This window comes from Brevibacterium sanguinis (assembly GCF_003315415.1).
GTDB classification, from domain to species: Bacteria; Actinomycetota; Actinomycetes; order Actinomycetales; family Brevibacteriaceae; genus Brevibacterium; species Brevibacterium celere_A.
Genome location: NZ_QNSB01000014.1, coordinates 32,015 through 53,688, shown reverse-complemented (window position 1 = coordinate 53,688; position 21,674 = coordinate 32,015). Strand labels below are relative to the sequence as shown.

Sequence of the window (21,674 nt, the reverse complement as noted above, 5' to 3'; positions counted from 1 at the left end):
GCCGCCGCCTCGTCCGCTGCAGCTCCACGTCGAGAAGTCTGAACTGCAGCGGACGAGGCGGCGTCGTCTCGATTCAGAATGACCCTCGGTCGGTCGGCGGGGGTGTCCGCTCAGGCGGATGCAGTGCGACGTCCGGAACGGCTGAGGAGAGCGATCGCGGTCATAGCGCAGAAGACGGTCGCCCAGACTCCGAGCGCGACCCAGTACCAGTGCCCGCCGATCCAGGCGGCGATGGGGATCGATTCTGCTTCCCCGAGGTACATGCTCGCCACCGAGTACATTCCCAAAGGGAAGACCATGCTCCACAGTTCAGCCGAATAGCGCATCGGCACCCGGTGATGGACGTGCCGCCACCAGCCGGCGAGCAGCAGGGCGGGAATGAGCCAGGTGGCGAAGGCCCACAGAGCCGCCGAGGAGCCCGAGATGAGCAGCAGGGTGACGCTGAGCATCGGTGTCTCGTCGAGCACGACGATGCGCGATCCAGCGACGATCGAGATCGCCAGCGCGCCCATCGTCACCCAATACGGAGCATCGAGATCGTCAGGGCCGAGCCGGTAGAGCAGGGCGCGCAGGCTGACGAAGACCGCGCACAGTGCATAGAGTCCCACTCCGACCGCCCACGCGCCGATCGCGATGAGTGAGAGCGCCGCGCCGAGTGCGGTGGGCCCGTGTCCGTGTGCGACCTGCTGAGCCAATCCTGTCGCGACAACCGCGACCGACTGCGTGGCCACGCACCAGACGAACCACGTCCCATTGACCCTCCTGAGGACGGGACGCGAGCGTGAGGTGAGGATCGCCCCGAAGGGGACGAGGTAGCCGAGGACGACCCAGGCGGAGAGGCCCACGGTGAAGAGGACGATTCCGGGCAGCACGCGACCGATTCCCTCGAGCGCCGTGGCCAGTACGTTCGTGGCCGCGACGAAGGTGAAGAAGCCGAACGCCTTGCCGGGGTCGTGGAGGTCGGCGATCATCGCCTCGCGATGGGCCACGGCCCGCCAGGCCATGAGCACGAGGAAGAAGACGTAGAGTACGCAGGCAACCAAGAACAGGGCGATCGACAGGATGTCGAGCCCCTTGAGGTGCGCGCCGACGGCCATGATGCCGGTGGCCATCACCGAAGCGAAGCAGCCAGGCGGAACCGTGGCGGGACCCAGGCCCCAGGGCCTGGACTCGGCTGCGGATCTTCCCATGGTCATCGATCCTACGTTGAGGACCGTCGTCTCCGCCCGCTCGGCGCTCGCGGCAGCAGGATCGAGTGGACGGCGGCCTGCCGGAAGCCGCTAGGGTATGAATGCCGACACACGAGATCCCAAGCGGATTCTCAGCTTCGGCGACTAGAGTTACTGTCGAGTAACTTGTCACTCTGTTCGCCCGCCCGTTTCCGGTCTCTCGTCTGACGCGCGGGTGAGCGGTCGATGCAGGCAGATCCTGTGGGGAGCGGAAGATATGGTCAGCCACGAGAGCGCAGGTGCCGAGGCACCAGGCCTTGGATCCGGAGCGATCCGGGTGCGTGACTGGGCGATGTCCGGCAAGCAGGGTGATGTCTTCGCCGACGTCGACCTCGACATCCCCGCCGGATCCGTCGCGATCGTCCGCGGACCGGCGGGCAGCGGGAAGACTTCCCTGCTGCTGTCGCTGGCCGGCAGGATGAAAGTCACCCGCGGCACCGGTCGCATCGGCGAGTACGACATCAGGCGACAGTCACGGGCGGTGCGCTCACAGGTCGCCGTCGGACACGTCGCCGGGCTGACCGACCTGGAGAAGGACTTCACCGTCGCCCAGCACCTCGCCGAGCGCCTCATCATGCTCCAGCCCTGGTACAAGCCATGGGTCTCGAAGTCCACCCTGCACGAGGTCATCGGGACGATCCGGGACACGATCGCCTCGGCGACGGAGGTCGTCGACCGACTGCCTGCGGGCACGTTCTCGGCCTCCGACGCCGAGGACGCCGACTTCCTCATCGACGCCGAGGGGGCGACCTTCGTCTCCGAGCTCAGCGAACTGCAGAAGTTCCTCCTCGAGTTCTCTCTCGCCAGCCTCTCCCGGCCGCCCGTCATCGTGCTCGACAACATCGACTTCCTGCGCGAACGCCGGGACCGGGCACGGGCCTGGGCCGGGCTGCTCATCTACCAGGAGCTGCGGCGCGAACGCGACCCGGACTCCCCGCTGACCCTGGTCGTGTCCTGCGAGGACTCAGGCGACGTCGGCCTCGTCCTCGAGGCTCTCGAGTCAGAGATCAGCCCCGCCTCGGTCCTCGAATGCGACCTCGGTTGAAGGCTGAGGCCACAGTGCCCACCATCTCCTCTCATCCCCCGATCCGCTGAAGGTGAAGTCACCATGTTCTCCCTGCCCTGGCTGGAACTCACTCGCTTCAAGAGGCACACCATCACCCGGCTGGCGATCATCGTCGTCGCCGTCATCCCGGCGATCTACGGCGGGCTCTACCTCGCATCGAACTGGGCGCCGACGGACCACCTCGACCGGCTGCAGGCGGCCGTCGTCAACCATGACACGGGCGCCGAGAAGCCGAATTCCGACGGGGAGACCATGAACGCCGGCGACGAACTCGTCGACACGATCACGCCCGAAGGCGAGGGCGGGTTCGACTGGCGGGAGACGACCGCCGAGGAAGCCGACGAGGGCCTGGCCGAGGGCAGGTACTTCGCCATCCTCGAGATCCCCGCGAACTTCTCGGAGCGGCTCGTCTCCACCGGCGGCGACGATCCCGAGCAGGCCGGACTCGAACTGCGCACCGACGACGCCCACAACTTCATCGTCGGCCAACTGGCCGGAACGGTGCTCAGCGAGATCAGGTCGGGACTCAATGAGACGACCACCTCCGAGTACGTCTCCCAGGTCTACGTCGGCTTCAACGACATCCACTCCTCGACGGAGAAGGCGGCCGACGGCGCCCACCAGCTCAACGACGGAGCCGTCGAGCTCCACGACGGCACCGGCACTCTCGCCCAGGGAGCCCACGACCTCGATCGCGGCGTCGGCGAACTGGGCAAGGGCCTCGGTGACCTCGACGACGGCGCGGGCCGCCTCGTGACCGGCACCGGTGACCTCAAGAAGGGCGCCGACGAACTCTCCCGCGGCACTGGAGAGGCCGAGAAGGGAGCGAAGACGCTCGCCGACGGGGCGTCCCAGGTCGCCGACGGCACGTCGGCGCTGCGCGATGTCGCCGACACCGCCACGGACCGTGCCGAGGATCTGCGGGATCGGGCCGGTGACCTCGTCGACGGGGCGCGTCCGAAGCTGAGCAGGGCCGAGGAGGACTTCGACTCCGCTCGCACCTCGGTGCGCGGGGACATGGACGAGAGGATCGCGCAGCTGCAGAAGGACTACCCGGACGATCCGAATGTCGCGAAGCTCGCCGAGGAGATGACCAGCCTCGGCGAGGACCTCGACGCCGCACACGAACGGACCTCACGTGCCGCCGACGAGGCGCGGGATCTCGAGGAGCCGGTGACGAAGGCCGTCGACGACGTGATGGGCCAGATCGAGGACGCCGATGAGAAGATCGGCCAGCTCGACGACGGTGCCCAGCAGGTCGCCTCGGGCGCCGACGACCTCCACTCGGGCCTGAAGACCCTCGACTCCGGAGCCGGGGAGCTGGCGAAGGGAGCCGGGAAGCTCAACGACGGAGCCGTCGCGCTCAAGGACGGCACGAAGCAGGCCGTCGACGGGGCGGCGGCGTTGAAGGACGGCTCCTCCCAGCTGGCACAGGGGTCGACCGATCTCGACAAGGGCGCGGGACGGCTCGTCGACGGCTCCGGGGAGCTCGCGGACGGGCTCCAGGAGGGGCTCGAGCAGATCCCGACCTACGACAAGGCCGATCGTGAGCACCGGTCCGACGTCGTCGCCGTTCCCGTCGATGCCGACAAGGTCAAGGACAACGCCGTGGACGCCTATGGTGAGGGTCTGGCCGCGTTCTTCGTCTCGCTGGCGCTGTGGATCGGCGGAATGATCACCTACATGGTCATCAACGCGATCCCATACCGGGCGCTCGCGTCCTCGGCGAAGTCGACGCGGATCGCCTGGGCCGGCTATGTGCCCGGGCTGCTCTTCGGCATCGCCCAGGTGGCGGTGCTCTACGCCGTGCTCGCCTTCGCCCTCGACTTCTCCGCCGGGGCCTGGGCCTGGACCCTGCTGTTCTCCGTCCTCATCGCCGCGAGCTTCCACGCGGTCCATCAGTTCTGCGTCGCCCTCCTCGGCGGCGTCGGCAGGCTGGTCGCGCTGGTCCTGCTGATGATCCAGATCGCCTCGGCGGGCGGAACCTATCCCGTGCAGACCGCGCCGCCGATCTTCCAGGCGATCTCGCCGTTCCTGCCGATGACCCACGCGGTGACCGGCCTGCGCACGCTCATCGCCGGCGGCGACATGGTCATCGCGGCGCAGTCGGCGCTCGTGCTGGCGCTGATGACGGTGATCTTCCTGCTCGCGACCGTGTGGACCTGCAGCAGGAAGCGGATGGTGACGCTCACCCAGCTCCACCCGAGCCTGTCGCTGTAGGACGCTGAGGCGGCTCGTCAGTCGAAGTATCGGGTGTACCGACGCGGGTCCGTGAGGAACCTGCGCCAGTGGTCGACCATGTCGAGTCGCTCCCATTCCTCCTCTCGCAGTCCCCACTCGCCGACCTCGACGAGCTTCGCTCCCTCCGCGCTGGCGAGGACCGGCGAATGGGTGGCCATGATCGTCTGGCGTCCGGTCCGTTCCCGCTCCCGGATGAGCTGGAGGAGGGAGAGCGAGGTGGTGAAGGAGAGGGCGCTCTCTGGCTCGTCGAGGATCCACAGCCCGTGGTCGAGGAAGTCCGCCGAGAGCATCTCGATGAACATCTCGCCATGGGACTGCGAGGCGTACGCGTGCGCCCGGGGCGCGCCGACCCCGAGCAGATAGGCCATGTTCTCGTGCATGGTCTCGGCGCGGAGGAAGAACCCGCCCCGGGGCGCGGCAGCTCCGCGCACGATCTGCAGATGCTCGCTGAGCTCCGGCGGATCCTCGACGTGGTCACGCACCTCCCAGGCGGACCCGCCTCCGCGGGGCAGCCCGAGCGCCTCGGCCAGCGCTTCGATGAGCGTCGACTTCCCGGACCCGTTCTCACCGACGAAGATCGTCGTCGGCGCGAAGTCGAAGCCCCTGAGGATGTCGTCGACCATCGGGAGGCTCTGCAGCCAGGGGCTCAGCGACGGCGGGGCATGGGCGTGCCTGGTCACCGAGCGCAGCGGCAGCCCCCACGCGGGCTGCTCCGGTAGACCCCACGTGGGCCGGTCCGAATGTCGTGGTGAGTCCATGGTCGGGACCCTACCCGGCGGTGCGGACACGGGTTCCGCGGCCGCCGATCGAGTGCCGCTCGCGCCGCTGTGGCTCGACCGAGCAGTCGCGGCCGGCGACCATGCCCTCAGCCGAGTGCCAGCCGTACGGCGAGGATGATGAGGACGACCGCGATGAGCACGTCGAGGACCTGCCACACGCGGGGCTTGGCGAGGTGCCCGGACAGTGCTCGGGCCCCGTGTCCGATGGCGAGGAACCAGATGAGGGAGCCGAGCATCGCGCCGACTGAGAAGGGGAGCACTCCGCCCGGTCCCTGCTGGTTGGCGAGATTGCCGAGCATGACGACGGTGTCGAGGTACACCCCTGGATTGAGGAAAGTCAGGGCCAGTGTCGTCGTGACGACGGCGCCGAGGCTGCGCTGAGCGGAGTCGGCCTCGAGGCCCGAGGCGCGACGGGCCGAGCGCAGGCTTCCCCAGGCGAACCACAGCAGGTAGCCCACGCCGAGCCACCGCAGGACCTCGAGTGCCCACGGGGCGACGAGGACGATCGCGCCGATGCCCACCGTGCCCGCGCCGATGAGCAGGATGTCGGAGACGATGCAGATCCTCAGGACCGCGCCGAGGTGCTCGCGGCGGATCCCCTGACGCAGGACGAGGGCGTTCTGCGGGCCGATGGCGATGATGAGGGACCAGCCCGCGAGGACCCCGCTGATGAGATGAGTGAGCACCAGCTCAGACTAGGACGCGGGGTGGGATAAGCAAAGGAAATGGATCTTCATCTGATGCAGAATGTCTTCATGAACATCGAGCATGTCAGGGCGCTGGCCGCCGTCGTCGACGAGGGCACCGTCGAAGGCGGCGCCTTCGTCCTCGGCATCACCGCCTCGGCGACGAGCCAGCGGATCCGGGCTCTGGAGTCCCGCCTCGGCCAGGTGCTCATCCGCCGGACCAATCCGATCACCGTCACCGAGGCGGGGGAGGCGGTCCTCAAGTACGCGCGGGAGATCGAGCTGCTCGAATCGGAGACCATCGACCGGCTGCACGGCCTGGCGATCGGCGCGGACGCCCTTGCGGGCCCCGGCCCCGGTCCCCGTCCTGCACCGACGCTGCTGCGCATCGGGGTCAACGCCGATTCCCTGTCGACGTGGTTCCGCCCGGTCTTCGCCGAGGTGGCGAGCTGGGACGACATCGTCATCCGGATCGAGGTCGTCGACCAGGACAAGGCGCTGCCACTGCTCACCTCGGGCGATGTGCTGGGCACCGTCACCTCGGCGAGCCGACGGGGATACGGGACCCGCGTGGAGAGGCTCGGCACCATGCGCTACGTCGCGGTCGCCACGCGCGGACTCGCGGAGCGCTTCGGCTCCGGCGCCGAGGTGGACCTCAGGTCGATGCCGATGGTGAAGTTCGGTCACGACGACGATCTCCAGCTCGACTTCCTCGCCCGGGCAGGCATTGCCGCCGCCCCTCCGGTGTCGGTCGTGCCGAGCTCATGGGAGTTCGCCCACGCGGTCGCCGCAGGGGTGGGGTGGGGGCTGATCCCCGTCATGCAGCTCGACCGTCTCGAGGCGCGATCCGATCTTGTGCGGATCACCGCGACCCCCTTCGCCGACGTGCCGCTCTATTGGCATCGCTGGACGCTCGCCTCGGAGAAGCTCGCTCGACTCACCGCCGCGCTCCACCGTGCGGCGGCGACGATGAGCTGAGCCGGCGCCGACGGGCCGAATCACGGCTGCCCCATCACGACGATCCTCGTTGTCGGTCGGCCCCGCAGTGGGCGCGGCCGGTCAGCCGCGGTCGAGGATCCTGTCGATCATCCACCGGACCTGCTCATGGACGGCATCGACCGTCATCCGCTCCGGGGTGACGATCGCGTGGAGGCTGAGCCCGTCGATGAGCGTGAAGAGGCCGGTCGCGGCGGGAGCCACCTCGGCGGGGGAGAGGTGGCCCTCCTCGGCGAGGACTCCCAGCCACCGGTGGAGGCAGGAGTAGCTGAGATCGTGGCCGTAGCGGAGGAGCCGCAGGGCCTGGGCCCGCTTCTCGGGGCCTAGGGCATTCACGTGCATGCTGAACCACAGCTCGAGCTGCGCGTCCCGGTGCTCATGGGTGGGCAGGAACTGCGCGCAGCACTCGTAGAGCCGCTCGGCGGGATCGCGGGAGGAGTCGTCGATCGAGAAGTCGTCGATCGCGATGTCGAGGGAGCTGCGGACCACGGCCTCGTGGAGATCGGCCTGGGTCGGGAAGTAGTGGCGCAGGGTCGAGGCGCCGATCCCGGCCTCCTTCGCGACCGCGCGGACACTGAGGTTCGCATGTCCCGGCGCCGAGCGCTCGGCCAGTCGGATCGCTGCGGCGATGATGTCGTCGCGTCGTGACACGTCCCCTCCTCTCCACTGTCTGCCCTCAGCTTAAGCCGCGTGCGATCCGTTCGGGGACAGTGCCCACGGTGACGGTGTCGACGGTTGGCACGCTGTACTGGTACAGTGTACTAAAGCCGACGACGACGCATCACGGTGAGCCGGCGGAACGATGCCGTCTCCGTCGGCCGTCACCCGACGACCACGATTCCCCACAGAGATCGGAGCCCCCATGATCGAGAGCATCCAGACCTTCGCGGACTCGTTCCCCGACTGGCTGGGATGGGCAGGAGTCCTGCTCGTCTCCGCGATCCCCTTCGTCGAGTCGTACTTCGGGGCCGTCATCGGCGTCGCGATCGGCCTCAACCCCGTCCTCGCGATCCTCATGGCGATCATCGGCAACGTCATCTCGATGCTCGCACTCGTCTACGGCGCCGGTGCCCTGCGGGATCGGGCCACGAAGAACAGGACGACCGAGGTCACGCCGAAGCGCCGGCGCCTCAAGCGCATGTTCGACCGGTTCGGAGTGCCCGGAGTGTCCCTGCTCGGCCAGACCGTCCTGCCCTCGCAGATCACCTCGATGGCGATGGTGGGCTTCGGGGCGAATCGCAACGCCGTCGCCGTCTGGCAGATCATCTCGATCATCCTCTGGGGCGTCGTCTTCGGAGTCCTCGCGACCCTGGGCATCAACCTCGCCCTGCGCTGAGCGGGAATCCCACGCACCTGCGTCAGGGGCGGCCCCTAGACTGGGCCCATGTCTTCAGCGACCCCGTCCACAGTACCCCGCGAGCACGCTTCCGCGCCGGTGCCGGCCGACTTCGAAGCACAGGCGCAGGCCGTCCTCGCCGAGCTCACCGCGAACCCCGAGGCCCGGTTCCGCGACGGTCAGCTCGAGGCCATCCACGACCTCGTCGTCGGGAAGCGACGGGTGCTCGTCGTCCAGCGCACCGGGTGGGGGAAATCGGCCGTCTACTTCGTCGCCACCCGACTGCTGCGCGCAGCCGGCACCGGCCCGAGCCTCATCATCTCCCCGCTGCTCGCCCTCATGCGCGACCAGATCGCCGCGGCGCAGCGGGCGGGAGTCCGGGCGGCCACGCTCAACTCCTCCAATGTCACGGAATGGGACGGCGTCATCGACGAGCTGCGGGCGGGCAGCCTCGACGTGCTGCTCGTGTCGCCGGAGAGGCTCAACAACCCGCAGTTCCGGGACGAGATCATGCCGCGGCTCATGCAGCTCCTCGGCCTCATCGTCGTCGACGAGGCGCACTGCATCTCCGACTGGGGGCACGACTTCAGGCCCGACTACCGGCGGATCGGGCACATCCTCCACGAGCTCTCCGCCGACACTCCCGTGCTCGCCACGACGGCCACCGCCAATTCGCGTGTCGTCGCCGACGTCGCCGAACAGCTCGGCGACCACACGAGCGTCGTGCGCGGCGAGCTCGCCCGCGATTCGCTGCGCCTCGGGGTCCTGCCGGGCCTCGACGCGAGTGAGCGCATCGCCTGGCTCGCCGGTCACCTCGGCGACTTCACCGGGTCGGGGATCGTCTACACCCTCACGGTCAGCGCCGCCGAGGACATCACGAGGATCCTCCGCGACCAGGGGCATGAGGTGCGCGCCTACACCGGCCGCACCGACGCCGAGGAGCGCGCCGAGCTCGAACAGCAGCTCAAGGACAACCGGATCAAGGCGCTCGTGGCGACCTCGGCGCTGGGGATGGGATTCGACAAGCCCGACCTCGGCTTCGTCGTCCACATCGGAGCGCCGTCCTCCGCCGTCGCCTACTACCAGCAGGTCGGGCGCGCCGGACGCGCCACCGACTCCGCCGACGTCCTCCTCCTGCCCGGCCCCGAGGACGAGCGGATCTGGGAGTACTTCGCGACCGCCTCGATGCCCAACCGGCACGACGCGGCCGCCGTGCTGCGCGCCCTCGACGAGGCGGACGCCCCACTGTCCGTGGCCCGCCTCGAGACCCTCGTCGGGACGAAGCGATCCCGCCTGCAGCTGCTGCTCAAGACGCTCGAGGTTGAGGACGCCGTGGACAAGGTCAAGGGCGGTTATGTCTCCACCGGCCGCGGCTGGACGTATGACGAGGAGCGCTACGAGAAGGTCGCGGCCGTGCGCGCCGCCGAGGCGCAGGCGATGCTCGACTACGAAACGACCGCCGGGTGCCGGATGGAGTTCCTCATCCGCCAGCTCGACGACCCCGACCCGCAGCCGTGCGGACGCTGCGACAACTGCGCGGGCGTGTGGTGGTCGACGGAGATCTCCGCCGAGAGCAGGGACGCGACGGCGGGCACACTGCACCGGGTCGGCCTGCCCATCGAACCCCGGAGCACGTGGCCGAGCGGTCTGGCGAGCATCGGCGTGTCCCTCAAAGGGCGGATCCCCGCCGAGGAGCTCGCCGAGGAGGGCCGCGCGATCGCCCGGCTCAGTGACCTCGGGCAGGGGCAGGCGCTCCGCGAGTTCCTCGACCCCTCCGCCCCCGACGCCGAGGTCCCGGCCCGGATCGGGCAGTGGTGCCTCGACGTGCTCAGGGAATGGGACTGGAGCCGGCGCCCCGAGGCGGTCGTCTCGCTGCCGAGCGCCAGGAGGCCGATCACGGTGAGGTCGTTGGCGGCCAACCTGGCCGCAGCCGGGCGGCTGGTCGACGCCGGCGAGCTCCTCCAGGTCCGCGACTACGGCAGTCCGGACGTCAACAGCGCCTTCCGCGTCAAGGATCTCCACGACGCCTTCGTCGTCCCGCCCGAGGTCGGGGAGGCGGTGTCCGGCCGCGCGGTCCTCCTCGTCGACGACGAGGTGGTCTCGCGCTGGACGATGACGATCGCCGCTCGCCTGCTCCGGCAGGCCGGTGCCCGTGCGGTCCTGCCCTTCGCCCTCGCCCTGCGGGCCTGAGATCGGACATCGGGGAGTCCGGGCGGACCGCCTGGCGCGCCCGGGAGCGTCCGGCTCAGCGATTCACAGGTTCTGGTGGAGCTGGAACCGCGCGCCCTCCGGATCGGCGACCGTGGCGATGCGGCCGAACGGCGTGTCCTCCGGACCGTCGAGCAGCTGTCCGCCGAGGTCGACGATCGTCCTCGCCGCGTCGTCGGCGGATTCGACGTTGACGTAGACCCGCCAGTAGGAGCTCGTGGTCCACCGGCGGGCATCGCAGATTCCCGCCACGGCGCTCACTCCCGACCCGTGGGTGGCGTACGAGAAGTCACCTGGCATGGGAGCCAGGTCCCACGCGAACACGTCGCGGTAGAACTCGGTGGCGCGCTGGTAGTCGACGGTCATGAGCTCGAACCAGACCGGGGTGCCCGGGGTCAGCGGAGTCTCGAAGCCGGAGAACTCCCTCGGCTGCCACAGTCCCACACCTGCTCCGGTGGGGTCGGTGACGACCGCCATCTGCCCGAGCGGGCCCACAGCCATGGGAGGAGTGACGGCTGCCGCACCGGCGCCCACCGCTGCCGTGTAGGTGACCTCGATGTCGTCGGCGTGGAGGTAGGTCGTCCAGCTCGTCGGGATCGAGGGGTTGGGGGAGCCGTCCATGGTCATCGCCCGCATGAAGCCGCCGACGGGCGTCTCTCCCTTGAGGATCTGGTGGTAGTGGCCGAACTCGGGGCCCTGGTCGATGATGTCCCAGCCGAACACCGTCGAATAGAATCCCTTCGCCGTGTCGAGGTCCTGGCACACATAGTCGATCCAGACCGGCTGTCCCTGGCGTGCGTTCTCGGGCATCGTGCTTCCTCTTCCTCTGTGATCGGCCGCGTCGTCGCGGCCCGTCCCGGGTGGAGCCGGTGGCTGTCAGTTCGTGGCGGGGTGCCAGTTCGTCGTGAACTCCGCGAAGTCCTGCTGCATCGCGGCCTGGAGGAGGGGCCCGAAGGTCACGCGGCCGACCCCGAGCTCCGCGAGTGCGGCGAGGTCGAGCCCGTCGGGGATCGCCCCGGCCAGGGGGTGGGCGGTGACATTGAGGGGAAGCGTCACCTGAGCGAGCACGGATCGCAGCTCATCCCTGCTCGGCATCGCCACGGGGTAGACGCAGTCGGCACCGGCCTCGGCGCACAGATTCAGCCTCCGCACCACCTCGGCGGTGGGATCGGAGAAGTCGCGGGCATGCTTGAACACATCGGTGCGGGCGTTGATGACGACGTGCACGCGCTGCGCCTCGGCGGCGCGGCGCAGGTCCGAGATGTACTGGGCGTGCTCCTCGGCCGTGCGCAGCCTCTGCTCGCTGTGGACCGTGTCCTCGATGTTGACGCCGACGGCGCCGGCGGTCAGGAGACCGGCGATGAGATCAGGGGCGGGAGTGTCGTAGCCGGACTCGAGGTCCGCGGTGACCGGCACGTCCACCGAGGCGGTGATGCGGGAGATGCCCTCGAGAGCCTGCTCGAGGCTCATCGACTCGCCGTCCTCGGCGCCGAGGGAGTTGGCGAGCGGATGGGAGCCGACGCTGATGGCGGTGAACCCCGCCGACACGACGGCGCGCGCCGACCATGCATCCCACACGGTCGGCAGAACAAGAGGATGACCCGCGTGATGGGCTTCGAGCAGAGCGGCGGCACGTTCGGCGAGCAGCGGGAAATCAGTCATTCCCTCACTGTGGCACCGATCGCCGTCCGATGCACGCGAACGCCCGCAGTTCACCCGAATGTTACAGAGAATCCGCCCGGATCGTCAGACGATGGCGACGCCGGACGACGCCGTCGCCGGGATCGTCTGACGATCCGGGAGGGTCAGAGGCGCGGAGTGCGCGGCGGCACCTCGCGGCGATCACCGGTGGCCTCGAAGGCCGCGGCGAGCTCGATGAGCGCAGTGTCGTCCCACGCGCGTCCCGCGATCGTCAGGCCGACGGGGATGCCGGTGTCGGCCATCGTCTCCATCGGGACCGTCACCGAGGGGATGCCCAGATGACGCGGCACCAGATTGCCGTTGGCCACCCACGTCCCGTTCCTCCAGCCGAGATCGGCCGAGGCCTCGTTGACGTCCATGTCGGCCGGTCCGACGTCGGCCATCGCCGGGAAGACCACGGCGTCGAGGCCGAGCTCGTCCATCCACTCCTCGAGGTCGATCCGCCGCGTCTCCTCGAGCCCCCTGACCCCGGATTCGAGGAGGGGGATGTCGGTCATCGACTCGTAGGGGTGGTCCCTGACCAGCTGCGGATAGGTCGCGATGTCGTCGTCGAAGCCCGTGTAGCGGTCGGGCAGCGCCCCCTCGGGGTGGGGGAAGATCAGGGAGCCGTCCACCTCGGCGAGGGTGCTGAGGTTCGGATCGCCGTTGGCCCGGAGGAAGTCGTCCCAGGCCCAGGCGGAGAGGTCGTTGATCTCGCGGTCGAGGTACTCCGAGGTGACGAGCCCGCGGGTCCTGATCGTCGGCGCTCCCGGGCGGTCGCCCTCGTAGTTGCTCACGACCGGGAAGTCGGTCTCGACGACCTCGGCGCCGGCGGCCTCGAGGTCGCGGCGGGCGGCCTCCCAGGCCGCGATCACCGAGGCGCGCGTCTCGACCTGCTGCCCGGTGGGCCCGCCGATTCCGCCGGCGGGGTTCGTTCCCGCCTCGTCGTCGGCGTTGATGTACATCCTCGGAACGCCGAGGCGCTTGCCCTTGAGCGTGGCGGTCGCCTCCTCCCGGCTGCCGGGCAGAAGGTCGAGGTAGCTCGACGGGCGCACGTCGGAGGCCCGCGGGATCTCGACCCAGGGCTGGACGCGCCAGAAGTCGCCGCGGGTCTGCGCATCGTCGGCGACGATGACGTCGAGGACTTCGCAGAGGTCGGCCATCGTCCGGGTGTGGGGGACGACGACGTCCATCGTCGGCACGAGGGGCCAGTTGCCGCGGACCGAGATGACGCCACGGGACGGGGTGTAGGCGATGAGCGCATTGTGGGAGGCCGGCGCCCGTCCCGACGACCAGGTCTCCTCGCCGAGGCCGAAGGCCGCGAAGCTCGCCGTCGTCGCCGTTCCCGAACCGTTCGAGGAGCCCGAGGCGAAGGCGCTGGTCAGCCAGTCGGCGTTGTAGGGGCTCTCGGCACGGCCGTAGAGCCCGCGCTGCATGCCGCCGTTGGCCATCGGCGGCATGTTGGTCAGGCCGAGGCACACGGCGCCCGCGGCCCGGAGTCGTTCGATCGTGAAGGCGTCCTTCTGCGCGACGAGGTCGGCGAACGCCGGCGAACCGGAGGCCACGGTCAGCCCGGCGACCATGTAGCTGTCCTTCGCGGTGTAGGGGATCCCGTCGAGGGGGCCGAGGGTCTCCCCGCGGGCGCGTCGCTCATCGGAGGCGGCCGCCTCGGCGAGGGCGTCCGGGTTGTCGACGATCACCGAGTTGAGTGCGGTCTCGGTGCCGGGCCTGTCGTAGGCCTCGATCCTCTCCTGGTAGGCCCTGACCAGCTCCACCGAGGTGGTGGTGCCGTCCTCGAGCGCCTGGCGCAGCGTCGCGATTGATGCCTCGACAACATCGAACTTCGTCATCCTCGTTCCCTCCGTGCAGGTTCTGGCTAACAGTATGGCCCACGCACGGTCGTGAGGCACGACGGAATCCGCAGTCGAGCGGCTCAGTCGTCGAGCAGCCGGCGCAGGCGGGTCGGAGCGGTCTGGCGATGCGAGTCGACGAGGAGTTCGCGCACCTCCGCCTCGGTGAGGGCCTCGAGTTCGAGCCCGACCCAGCCGGACGGGCCGAAATAGGCGGGACGGAAGGCCTCCTCGCGCTCGAGGAGGACATCGACGTCGATCGGGTCCGGTTTGATGATCATGGCATGGGGGTGCTGCTCCATCCCCGCAGGTCGGAGCTTCTCCGCCGCGCCGAAGACCGCGAAGATCTTCACGGTGTAGAAGGCCGGGCGCCCGTGGGAGATCTTCTCCTGGGCGCCCGGCAGCGCCAGCGCCAGGGATCGGAACCAATGGAGCAGCGGGTCGTCGGGGTCGAACATGCGCTCATGGGCCATGACCGCAGTGTAGGCGAGCGAGGCTGCTCGTGGTCGGCTACGGGAAGCCGAACCCCCGGTCGGATGCGGGGGAAAACACCCGTGCGAGCGCCTACCCGCGAACCCTAGGATCGAGGCGAGGTCGTCCGCACAGGGTTCTTTCAGCCCCCATGCAGCCGAAGCCCGGACACGGCAGCCCTACCGCCCGGTTGCGGCAGCCCGATATCCCCCTTCCGGGGGAGGCGGAATGACACCTGAGGGGGGACGTCCGGGATCGCCTCAGCTGGAAGACTGAGACGGGCCGCAACCGGCCCCAGCGACCTCCGTCATGCCCTCTCGAGCCCCGTCCACCCCTGAACCCGAAGGAAGCGCCTTGTCCCTCATCACCCGGATGAGCCTGAAGAACCGACTGATCGTCGGCCTGCTCACGCTCGTGATCGCCGTCTTCGGCGTCGTCGCGACCACCTCCCTCAACCAGGAGACGATCCCGTCGGTCGAGAACCCCGGCACGATGGTCCAGGCGACCGTGCCCGGAGCCTCCCCCGAGGTGGTCGAGGAGACCGTGACCACTCCGCTCGAGACCGCGCTCGACGGCGTCGCCGATCTCGAGACCGTGACGACCACCACCTCGGCGGGGATGATGACCGCCTCGGTGACCTGGCCGTTCGGTGAGGACGCGGAGAAGATGACCGACACGGTCCGCTCCGCCGTCGATGCCGCGAAGGCGAACCTCCCCGAGGGTGCCGAGGTGGAGGTCCTCTCCCAGCAGCTCGACGACGTCCCCGTGGTCATGTTCGCCGTCTCCGGCGGCGGGGACGGTCAGCAGCTGAGCGACCTGCTCGAGAAGAGCCTCGTCCCCGAGCTCCAGGCCGTCGACGGGGTGGCCGAGGTCGAGCTCGCGGGCCAACGGGAGCAGCAGGTGAGCATCTCCCTGCGCCCGGACGACATGGAGGAGAAGAACGTCGTCGCCGCCTCCGTGCCCGAAGAGCTCGAGGCCGCCGGCACCGTCACCCCCGCCGGCCAGAGCGCGTCGGGGGACAGGTCCCTGGCGGTCGAGGTCGGCACCGAGGTGGACGCGATCGACCTCATCGCCGCGACCCCGCTGCGGACGACCGACGGCACGGTCCGGCTCGACGAGGTCGCCGACGTCGAGCTCGAGACCGTCCGGCAGACGACCCTGTCGCGTGCCGACGGCCGGGACTCGGTGACGATCTCGGTGACCAAGGGCCAGGACGACAACGTCGTCGAGGTCTCCCACGGCGTCGCCGAGGTGCTCGAGACGAAGGGTGAGGAGCTCGGTGACGACATCGCGTTCTCGACGATCTTCGACCAGGCGCCCGAGATCGAGCAGTCGATCCACGACCTGTCCGTCGAAGGCGGGCTCGGACTGTTCTTCGCCGTCCTCGTCATCCTCGCGTTCCTCGGCTCGTTCCGCTCGACCGTCGTCGCGGCGATCTCGATCCCGATGTCGCTGCTCATCGCCATGATCGGGCTGTGGGTCGGGGAGTACACGCTCAACATCCTCACCCTCGGCGCCCTGACGATCGCCGTCGGCCGCGTCGTCGACGACTCGATCGTCGTCATCGAGAACATCCGGCGCAGGCAGGGCACCGCCGAGCTCACGATCTCCGACATCGTCGCCTCCGTCCGCCAGGTCGCCGGCGCGATCACCGCCTCGACCCTGACGACGGTCGCGGTGTTCCTGCCGATCGCCTTCGTCGACGGGATCGCCGGCCAGCTCTTCCGCCCGTTCTCCGTGACCGTGACGCTGGCGCTGCTCGCCTCGCTTCTCGTCGCCCTGACGATCGTTCCCGTCTTCAGCTACTGGTTCCTCCGGAACTCCCCGAAACCGCTCTCGCCCAAGCGGCAGGCGGCCACCGACGCGAGCTACGACAGGTGGATCGCCCGGCAGCGCGCCCGCGCGATCCGGCGGGCCGACCGGCGGCAGTCGAAGATCGAGAAGAGGAACGCGAAGCGCGAGGCCAAGGGGAAGTCCCCGCTGCCGGCCGCCATCGTCGACTCCCCGATCACCCCGGCCCGCGACGGTGAGGCCGCAGGCAGGATCGACCGGCTGCAGCAGCGGAGCATGCCGGCCATCCTCACCGCGCTGCGACACCCCTGGCGCACGGTCGCGCTGTCCGTGGTCGTCCTGCTCGTCACGATGATGCTCACCTCGTTCCTGCGGACCGACCTCCTCGGCGGGCAGAGCCAGAACTCGCTCTACGCCGCGCAGACGATGCCCGCGGGTGCCTCGCTGACGACCAGCGACGAGGCGGCGAAGAAGGTCGAGGGAGTGCTTGCCGACGATCCCGACGTCGAGACCTTCTCGACGACCGTCAACGGACCCGAATCCGGTGCGGAGAACTCCTTCAACATCACCCTGCGCGACGGCTCCGACACCGCGGCCGCCTCGGCGCGGATCCGCGAACAGATCGAGGACCTCGGCGACGAGGTCGGCGATGTCAACGTCATGGACGCCGGCGGCGGGCTCAGCGAGGACGTCGAGGTGAAGCTGACCGGCACCGATCTCGCCGCGCTCTCGGAGGCAGCCGACGCCGTGACCGCGCGGATGGCCGAGGCTCCGGGCGTGACGAACGCGCGCAACGACCTCGCCGCCGATCAGCCGATCATCAAGGTCGACGTCGACCGGGAGAAGGCCGCCGACGAGGGGTACAGCCAGGCCGAGGTCGGTCAGGCGATCTCCGCCGCGCTCCACGGCGCGCCCGCGGGGACGGTGACTCTCGAGGGGCAGGAGCGCGACATCATGATCGCCCCGACCCACCCCGATGCGACCCCGGACGAGATCCGGTCCCTCGAGCTGCCCGTCACCGAGGCGCAGACCAGGCAGGCGCAGGAGGAGGCCACCGACCGAGTCGAGGAGAGGACGGAGGCCCGTACCGAGGAGGCGAAGCGCAAGGCCGAGGACGACGCGGCCGAGCAGCTGCGCTCGGCTCGCGAGGCCCGTGACTCCGCGGCCGAGCAGCTCGAGGACGCACGGGAGGCGCTGCGCGAGGTCCGCGATCCCGGACCGGCTCCCGACCCCGCCGAGATGCGCCAGGAGCAGATCGACCAGGCCGAGGAGGGCGTCGAGGCCGCGGAGAAGGGTCTGCGCGACGCCGACGAGGCGATCGACGATCTGCTCACCGCGCAGGAGGAGCAGCGGCAGAACAGCGCGGAGGAGGAGCAGCTCGCCGACGAGCAGAAGGCGATCCCGGACCTCAAGGGCAGCCCCGTCCGGGTCGAGGAGATCGCCGAGGTCGACGAGGCGGAGACTCCGGCCACGATCACCCGCGAGGACGGCAGTCGCCAGGTCACCGTGTTCGCGACTCCCGCCGAGGGGCAGCTGAGCACCGTCTCCGCCGAGGCGCAGCAGCTCACCGCGAGCATGGACCTGCCCGACGGGGTGAGCTTCGCCGTCGGCGGTGCCAGTGCCGAGCAGGCGGAGTCCTTCGCCCAGCTCGGGATGGCGATGCTCGTCGCGATCGTGCTCGTCCTCCTCGTCATGATCGCCACGTTCCGCAGCTTCGTCCAGCCGCTGATCCTGCTCGTGTCGATCCCGTTCGCCGCGACCGGTGCCGTGCTCCTGCTCGTGCTCACGAACACGCCCTTGGGCATCCCGGCCCTCATCGGCCTGCTCATGCTCATCGGCATCGTCGTGACGAACGCGATCGTGCTCATCGACCTCATCAACAAGCTGCGCGAGCAGGGCCTGGGGCTCATGGACTCGATCGTCCACGGCACCCGGCTGCGGCTGCGGCCGATCCTCATGACCGCCGCCGCGACCGTGTTCGCCCTGCTGCCGATGGCATTCGGCCTCACCGGGGGAGGCGTGTTCATCTCCCAGCCGCTGGCCATCGTCGTCATCGGCGGTCTGACGTCCTCGACCCTGCTCACCCTGATCCTCGTCCCCGCCCTCTACCTCCTCGTCGAGCGGCGCAAGGAACGGCGCGCGCTGCGCCGTGAGGAGAAGCGTGCGGCGAAGCGGGCCGAGCGTGACGCCGCGGTCGCGGCCGAAGCCGCCGAGGTGGGAGCGACCGCCGAGGCGCGGGCCGCCGGCGAGGCGGACGCCGCCGGTGAGCCGGGCGCCGCGGGTGAGCCGGGCGCCACCGGCAGGGCGGCCCACTGAGCCGAGGGGAGAGCTGACCCACTGGGCCGCGCCCGGCCCGATTCCCGGCCGCAGAGATTTCCAGGGAGCTAAAGGTCGAATTCCGGCAACGGATTCGACCTTTAGCTCCCTGACAATCGCACCCGCTCGCCCCCGGCCACGCCGAATCTCGCCCGCGAGAAACTTTCCGACATTCGGAATAAACCTCTCGTGTCCAAAGTTGAGTCTGGTGTACGCAAGTTTCATGAGGTCGGGTTTGACGGCCTCGGATGCGAAGAGAATACTGAGTCGGGCAGACTCAACGAGCTAAGGAGAGAACGTTATGGCACGTGCTGTTGGAATCGACCTCGGAACCACGAACTCCGTCGTCGCAGTCCTCGAGGGTGGAGACCCGAAGGTCATCGCCAACGCCGAAGGCGGTCGCACCACCCCGTCCGTCGTCGCCGTCAACAAGAACGGGGACTCCCTGGTCGGCGAGATCGCCAAGCGCCAGGCCGTCACCAACGTCAAGAACACTGTCGCTTCCGTCAAGCGCCACATGGGCACCGACTGGACGACCGAGATCGGCGGCAAGACCCTCTCGGCCCCCGAGATCTCGGCCCGCATCCTGCAGAAGCTCAAGCACGACGCCGAGGAGTACCTCCAGGAGAAGGTCACCGACGCCGTCATCACCGTCCCCGCCTACTTCAACGACGCGGAGCGCCAGGCCACGAAGGACGCCGGTGAGATCGCCGGCCTCAACGTCCAGCGCATCATCAACGAGCCCACCGCCGCGGCCCTGGCCTACGGCCTCGAGCGGGGCAAGGAAGACGAGCTCATCCTCGTGTTCGACCTCGGTGGCGGCACCTTCGACGTCTCGCTGCTCGAAGTCGGCAAGGACGAGGACGACTTCTCCACCATTCAGGTGCGCGCCACCTCCGGCGACAACCGCCTCGGCGGTGACGACTGGGATCAGCGCATCGTCGACTGGCTGGTCGGTGAGGTGAAGAACGGCTACGGCGTCGACCTGAGCAAGGACTCGACCGCTCTGCAGCGCCTCAAGGAGGCCGCGGAGCAGGCGAAGAAGGAGCTGTCCTCGGCGACGAGCACCAATATCTCGCTGCAGTACCTGTCGATGAGCGAGAACGGACCCATCCACCTCGACCAGACCCTGACCCGGGCGAAGTTCGAGGACCTGACGAAGGACCTCCTCGAGCGCACCAAGGCGCCGTTCCACGCCGTGATGAAGGACGCCGGCGTGTCGGTCTCCGACATCGACCACGTCGTCCTCGTCGGCGGTTCGACCCGCATGCCCGCCGTGACCGAGGTCGTCAAGGAGCTCACCGGCGGCAAGGAGCCCAACAAGGGCGTCAACCCCGATGAGGTCGTCGCGATCGGCGCGGCCGTCCAGGCCGGTGTCCTCATGGGCGAGCGCAAGGACGTCCTCCTCATCGACGTCACCCCGCTGTCGCTGGGCCTCGAGACCAAGGGTGGCGTGATGACGAAGCTCATCGAGCGCAACACCCCGATCCCGACCAAGCGCTCGGAGACCTTCACCACCGCCGAGGACAACCAGCCCTCCGTGTCGATCCAGGTCTTCCAGGGCGAGCGCGAGTTCACTCGTGACAACAAGAACCTCGGCACCTTCGAGCTGACCGGCATCGCTCCGGCTCCGCGCGGAGTGCCGCAGATCGAGGTCGCCTTCGACATCGACGCCAACGGCATCGTCCACGTCTCGGCCACCGACAAGGGCACCGGCAAGGAGCAGTCGATGACCATCACCGGCGGGTCCGCCCTGCCCAAGGAGGACATCGAGCGCATGGTCCGTGAGGCCGAGGAGCACGCCGAGGAGGACAAGAAGCGCCGCGAGGCAGCCGAGGTCCGCAACAACGCCGAGAACCTCGCCTACCAGACCGAGAAGCTCATCTCCGAGAACGAGGACAAGCTGCCCGAGGACGTCAAGACCGAGATCACCTCGGACGTCGATGCCCTCAAGGAAGCGCTCAAGGGCGAGGACGACGACGCTGTGAAGTCGGCCTACGACAAGCTCGTGGCCAACCAGCAGAAGATCGGCGAAGCCATCTACAGCCAGCAGCAGGCTCCCGAGGGTGCCGCCGCCGGTGACGCCGGAGCCGATGCCTCTGCGAGCACAGGTGCCGATGACGACGTCGTCGACGCCGAGGTTGTGGATGAGGACGAGGAGAAGAAGTGATGAGCACCGAGGGCAACGATCAGTCGTCCGAGGAACCGCGCTTCACCTTCAGCGACAAGCGACGGGTCGATCCGGAGACCGGTGAGGTGCGTCCGGAGGCCGAGGGACAGCCGGCCGGCACGGAGGATGCCGCCGGAAGCCCCGAGAGCCCGACGGCCGGCGAGCCCGCCGGGGAGTCGGTGGCCGATGCCAGCGACCTCGGGGTCGAGATCCCGGCCGACGCCTCGGGCCTGGAGGACACTCAGGCACCGAGCGAGGAGGGCGCCGCTTCCGAGGAGCCCGCGCCGGGTTCCGAGGCCGCCGGCTACCTCGCCGATCTCAAGCGGATCAACGCCGAGTACGCCGCCTACCGGATGCGGGCCGACCGCGAACGCGAGCGGGCTGCCGCCGGCGGCTCGATCAAGGTCGTCGAGGCCCTGATCCCCGTGCTCGACGAGATCCGCCTCGCACGTGAGAACGGCGACGTCACCGGACCCTTCGAGACCCACGTCAACAAACTGCTCGAGTCGCTGCAGAAGATCGGCGTGGAACAGTACGGCGAGGTCGGGGACGCATTCGACCCGACCCTGCACGAGGCTCTCATGCAGCAGCCGTCGGACGAGGTCGACGGGCCGACCGTGTTCATGGTGATGCAGCCGGGCTACCGCTTCGGCGACCGCATCATCCGCGCGGCCCGCGTCGGCGTCCAGCAGCCGGAGGACTGAGCCGATGACCTCGCCGAGGCGGTGCCGCGGTCACAGCAACCGTGGGGACCGCCTCGGCGACGGTCCGGATTCCCGAGACAGACCGTCTCGGGGATGCGGAACGTGGAGGACAAGTGAATACGATGACGAAGTCAGCACTGGCCTCAGCGTC

Annotated in this window: 16 protein-coding genes; 8 read left to right on the top strand and 8 right to left on the bottom strand. The window is 69.1% G+C overall.

Going from position 1 to position 21,674, the window contains the following annotated elements; genetic code table 11:
• Positions 1-110: 110 nt before the first annotated feature.
• Positions 111-1,190, bottom strand: a complete 1,080-nt coding sequence (locus tag DFO65_RS15525) for a tellurite resistance/C4-dicarboxylate transporter family protein (RefSeq protein WP_113905358.1) — start codon at positions 1,188-1,190, stop codon at positions 111-113.
• A gap of 256 nt (positions 1,191-1,446) precedes the next feature.
• Here DFO65_RS15525 and DFO65_RS15520 point away from each other — a divergent pair, with 256 nt between their 5' ends.
• The gene (locus DFO65_RS15520) at positions 1,447-2,274 is read left to right on the top strand and encodes an ATP-binding cassette domain-containing protein (RefSeq protein WP_113905357.1); all 828 of its coding nucleotides are present in this window, start codon (positions 1,447-1,449) and stop codon (positions 2,272-2,274) included.
• 63 nt (positions 2,275-2,337) lie between these two features.
• Positions 2,338-4,515, top strand: coding sequence for a YhgE/Pip domain-containing protein (locus DFO65_RS15515; RefSeq protein WP_113905356.1), 2,178 nt, complete (start codon positions 2,338-2,340; stop codon positions 4,513-4,515).
• Between the two features lie 17 nt (positions 4,516-4,532).
• On the opposite strand, the gene DFO65_RS15510 is transcribed toward DFO65_RS15515, so the two are convergent.
• Together DFO65_RS15510 and DFO65_RS15505 are read right to left on the bottom strand one after the other, a co-directional pair.
• Positions 4,533-5,294 (bottom strand): AAA family ATPase, encoded by a 762-nt coding sequence (locus DFO65_RS15510; RefSeq protein ID WP_220151306.1) that lies wholly within the window; start codon positions 5,292-5,294, stop codon positions 4,533-4,535.
• A gap of 107 nt (positions 5,295-5,401) precedes the next feature.
• Positions 5,402-6,001: a LysE/ArgO family amino acid transporter gene (locus tag DFO65_RS15505; RefSeq protein ID WP_113905355.1), complete on the bottom strand. Its 600-nt coding sequence runs from the start codon at positions 5,999-6,001 to the stop codon at positions 5,402-5,404.
• Between the two features lie 69 nt (positions 6,002-6,070).
• Here DFO65_RS15505 and DFO65_RS15500 point away from each other — a divergent pair, with 69 nt between their 5' ends.
• On the top strand, positions 6,071-6,979 hold the full coding sequence (locus tag DFO65_RS15500; protein WP_245940822.1) for an ArgP/LysG family DNA-binding transcriptional regulator: 909 nt from the start codon (positions 6,071-6,073) through the stop codon (positions 6,977-6,979).
• An 81-nt stretch (positions 6,980-7,060) separates the two neighbouring features.
• Here DFO65_RS15500 and DFO65_RS15495 read toward each other — a convergent pair whose 3' ends face one another.
• A complete protein-coding gene (locus DFO65_RS15495; protein ID WP_113905354.1) occupies positions 7,061-7,648 on the bottom strand; it encodes a TetR/AcrR family transcriptional regulator in 588 nt (195 codons plus the stop codon).
• A gap of 211 nt (positions 7,649-7,859) precedes the next feature.
• Between DFO65_RS15495 and DFO65_RS15490 the strand changes: the two genes are divergently transcribed.
• On the top strand, positions 7,860-8,333 hold the full coding sequence (locus DFO65_RS15490; RefSeq protein WP_113905353.1) for a hypothetical protein: 474 nt from the start codon (positions 7,860-7,862) through the stop codon (positions 8,331-8,333).
• A 48-nt stretch (positions 8,334-8,381) separates the two neighbouring features.
• Positions 8,382-10,523 (top strand): RecQ family ATP-dependent DNA helicase, encoded by a 2,142-nt coding sequence (locus DFO65_RS15485; protein WP_113905352.1) that lies wholly within the window; start codon positions 8,382-8,384, stop codon positions 10,521-10,523.
• 63 nt (positions 10,524-10,586) lie between these two features.
• Here the strand turns inward: DFO65_RS15485 and DFO65_RS15480 are convergent, their stop codons facing one another.
• The 4 genes from DFO65_RS15480 to DFO65_RS15465 form a co-directional block, all read right to left on the bottom strand.
• Positions 10,587-11,351: a VOC family protein gene (locus DFO65_RS15480; protein WP_113905351.1), complete on the bottom strand. Its 765-nt coding sequence runs from the start codon at positions 11,349-11,351 to the stop codon at positions 10,587-10,589.
• Between the two features lie 66 nt (positions 11,352-11,417).
• Positions 11,418-12,203, bottom strand: a complete 786-nt coding sequence (locus DFO65_RS15475) for an isocitrate lyase/PEP mutase family protein (RefSeq protein ID WP_113905350.1) — start codon at positions 12,201-12,203, stop codon at positions 11,418-11,420.
• Positions 12,204-12,346: 143 nt separating this feature from the next.
• On the bottom strand, positions 12,347-14,071 hold the full coding sequence (locus DFO65_RS15470; RefSeq protein ID WP_113905349.1) for an amidase: 1,725 nt from the start codon (positions 14,069-14,071) through the stop codon (positions 12,347-12,349).
• Between the two features lie 83 nt (positions 14,072-14,154).
• Positions 14,155-14,544: an MmcQ/YjbR family DNA-binding protein gene (locus tag DFO65_RS15465; protein ID WP_113905348.1), complete on the bottom strand. Its 390-nt coding sequence runs from the start codon at positions 14,542-14,544 to the stop codon at positions 14,155-14,157.
• 370 nt (positions 14,545-14,914) lie between these two features.
• Between DFO65_RS15465 and DFO65_RS15460 the strand changes: the two genes are divergently transcribed.
• The 3 genes from DFO65_RS15460 to DFO65_RS15450 all read left to right on the top strand — a co-directional run bounded on the left by DFO65_RS15460 (position 14,915) and on the right by DFO65_RS15450 (position 21,523).
• The gene (locus tag DFO65_RS15460) at positions 14,915-18,649 is read left to right on the top strand and encodes an efflux RND transporter permease subunit (RefSeq protein ID WP_113905391.1); all 3,735 of its coding nucleotides are present in this window, start codon (positions 14,915-14,917) and stop codon (positions 18,647-18,649) included.
• A 301-nt stretch (positions 18,650-18,950) separates the two neighbouring features.
• Positions 18,951-20,819, top strand: coding sequence for a molecular chaperone DnaK (gene dnaK, locus DFO65_RS15455; protein WP_113905347.1), 1,869 nt, complete (start codon positions 18,951-18,953; stop codon positions 20,817-20,819).
• Complete coding sequence (locus DFO65_RS15450; RefSeq protein WP_113905346.1) at positions 20,819-21,523, top strand: nucleotide exchange factor GrpE; 705 nt, start codon at positions 20,819-20,821, stop codon at positions 21,521-21,523. Before dnaK ends, DFO65_RS15450 begins: the two co-directional genes overlap by 1 nt.
• Positions 21,524-21,674 lie beyond the last annotated feature (151 nt).

Bases quoted from the DNA above. Each gene is read 5' to 3' on its own strand.
- DFO65_RS15470 (WP_113905349.1), bottom strand. From the start codon at position 14,071: ATGACGAAGTTCGATGTTGTCGAGGCATCAATCGCGACGCTGCGCCAG.
- DFO65_RS15510 (WP_220151306.1), bottom strand. From the start codon at position 5,294: ATGGACTCACCACGACATTCGGACCGGCCCACGTGGGGTCTACCGGAG.
- dnaK (WP_113905347.1), top strand. From the start codon at position 18,951: ATGGCACGTGCTGTTGGAATCGACCTCGGAACCACGAACTCCGTCGTC.
- DFO65_RS15450 (WP_113905346.1), top strand. From the start codon at position 20,819: ATGAGCACCGAGGGCAACGATCAGTCGTCCGAGGAACCGCGCTTCACC.
- DFO65_RS15460 (WP_113905391.1), top strand. From the start codon at position 14,915: ATGAGCCTGAAGAACCGACTGATCGTCGGCCTGCTCACGCTCGTGATC.
- DFO65_RS15490 (WP_113905353.1), top strand. From the start codon at position 7,860: ATGATCGAGAGCATCCAGACCTTCGCGGACTCGTTCCCCGACTGGCTG.
- DFO65_RS15520 (WP_113905357.1), top strand. From the start codon at position 1,447: ATGGTCAGCCACGAGAGCGCAGGTGCCGAGGCACCAGGCCTTGGATCC.
- DFO65_RS15525 (WP_113905358.1), bottom strand. From the start codon at position 1,190: ATGGGAAGATCCGCAGCCGAGTCCAGGCCCTGGGGCCTGGGTCCCGCC.
- DFO65_RS15465 (WP_113905348.1), bottom strand. From the start codon at position 14,544: ATGGCCCATGAGCGCATGTTCGACCCCGACGACCCGCTGCTCCATTGG.
- DFO65_RS15515 (WP_113905356.1), top strand. From the start codon at position 2,338: ATGTTCTCCCTGCCCTGGCTGGAACTCACTCGCTTCAAGAGGCACACC.
- DFO65_RS15485 (WP_113905352.1), top strand. From the start codon at position 8,382: ATGTCTTCAGCGACCCCGTCCACAGTACCCCGCGAGCACGCTTCCGCG.
- DFO65_RS15480 (WP_113905351.1), bottom strand. From the start codon at position 11,351: ATGCCCGAGAACGCACGCCAGGGACAGCCGGTCTGGATCGACTATGTG.
- DFO65_RS15475 (WP_113905350.1), bottom strand. From the start codon at position 12,203: ATGACTGATTTCCCGCTGCTCGCCGAACGTGCCGCCGCTCTGCTCGAA.
- DFO65_RS15500 (WP_245940822.1), top strand. From the start codon at position 6,071: ATGAACATCGAGCATGTCAGGGCGCTGGCCGCCGTCGTCGACGAGGGC.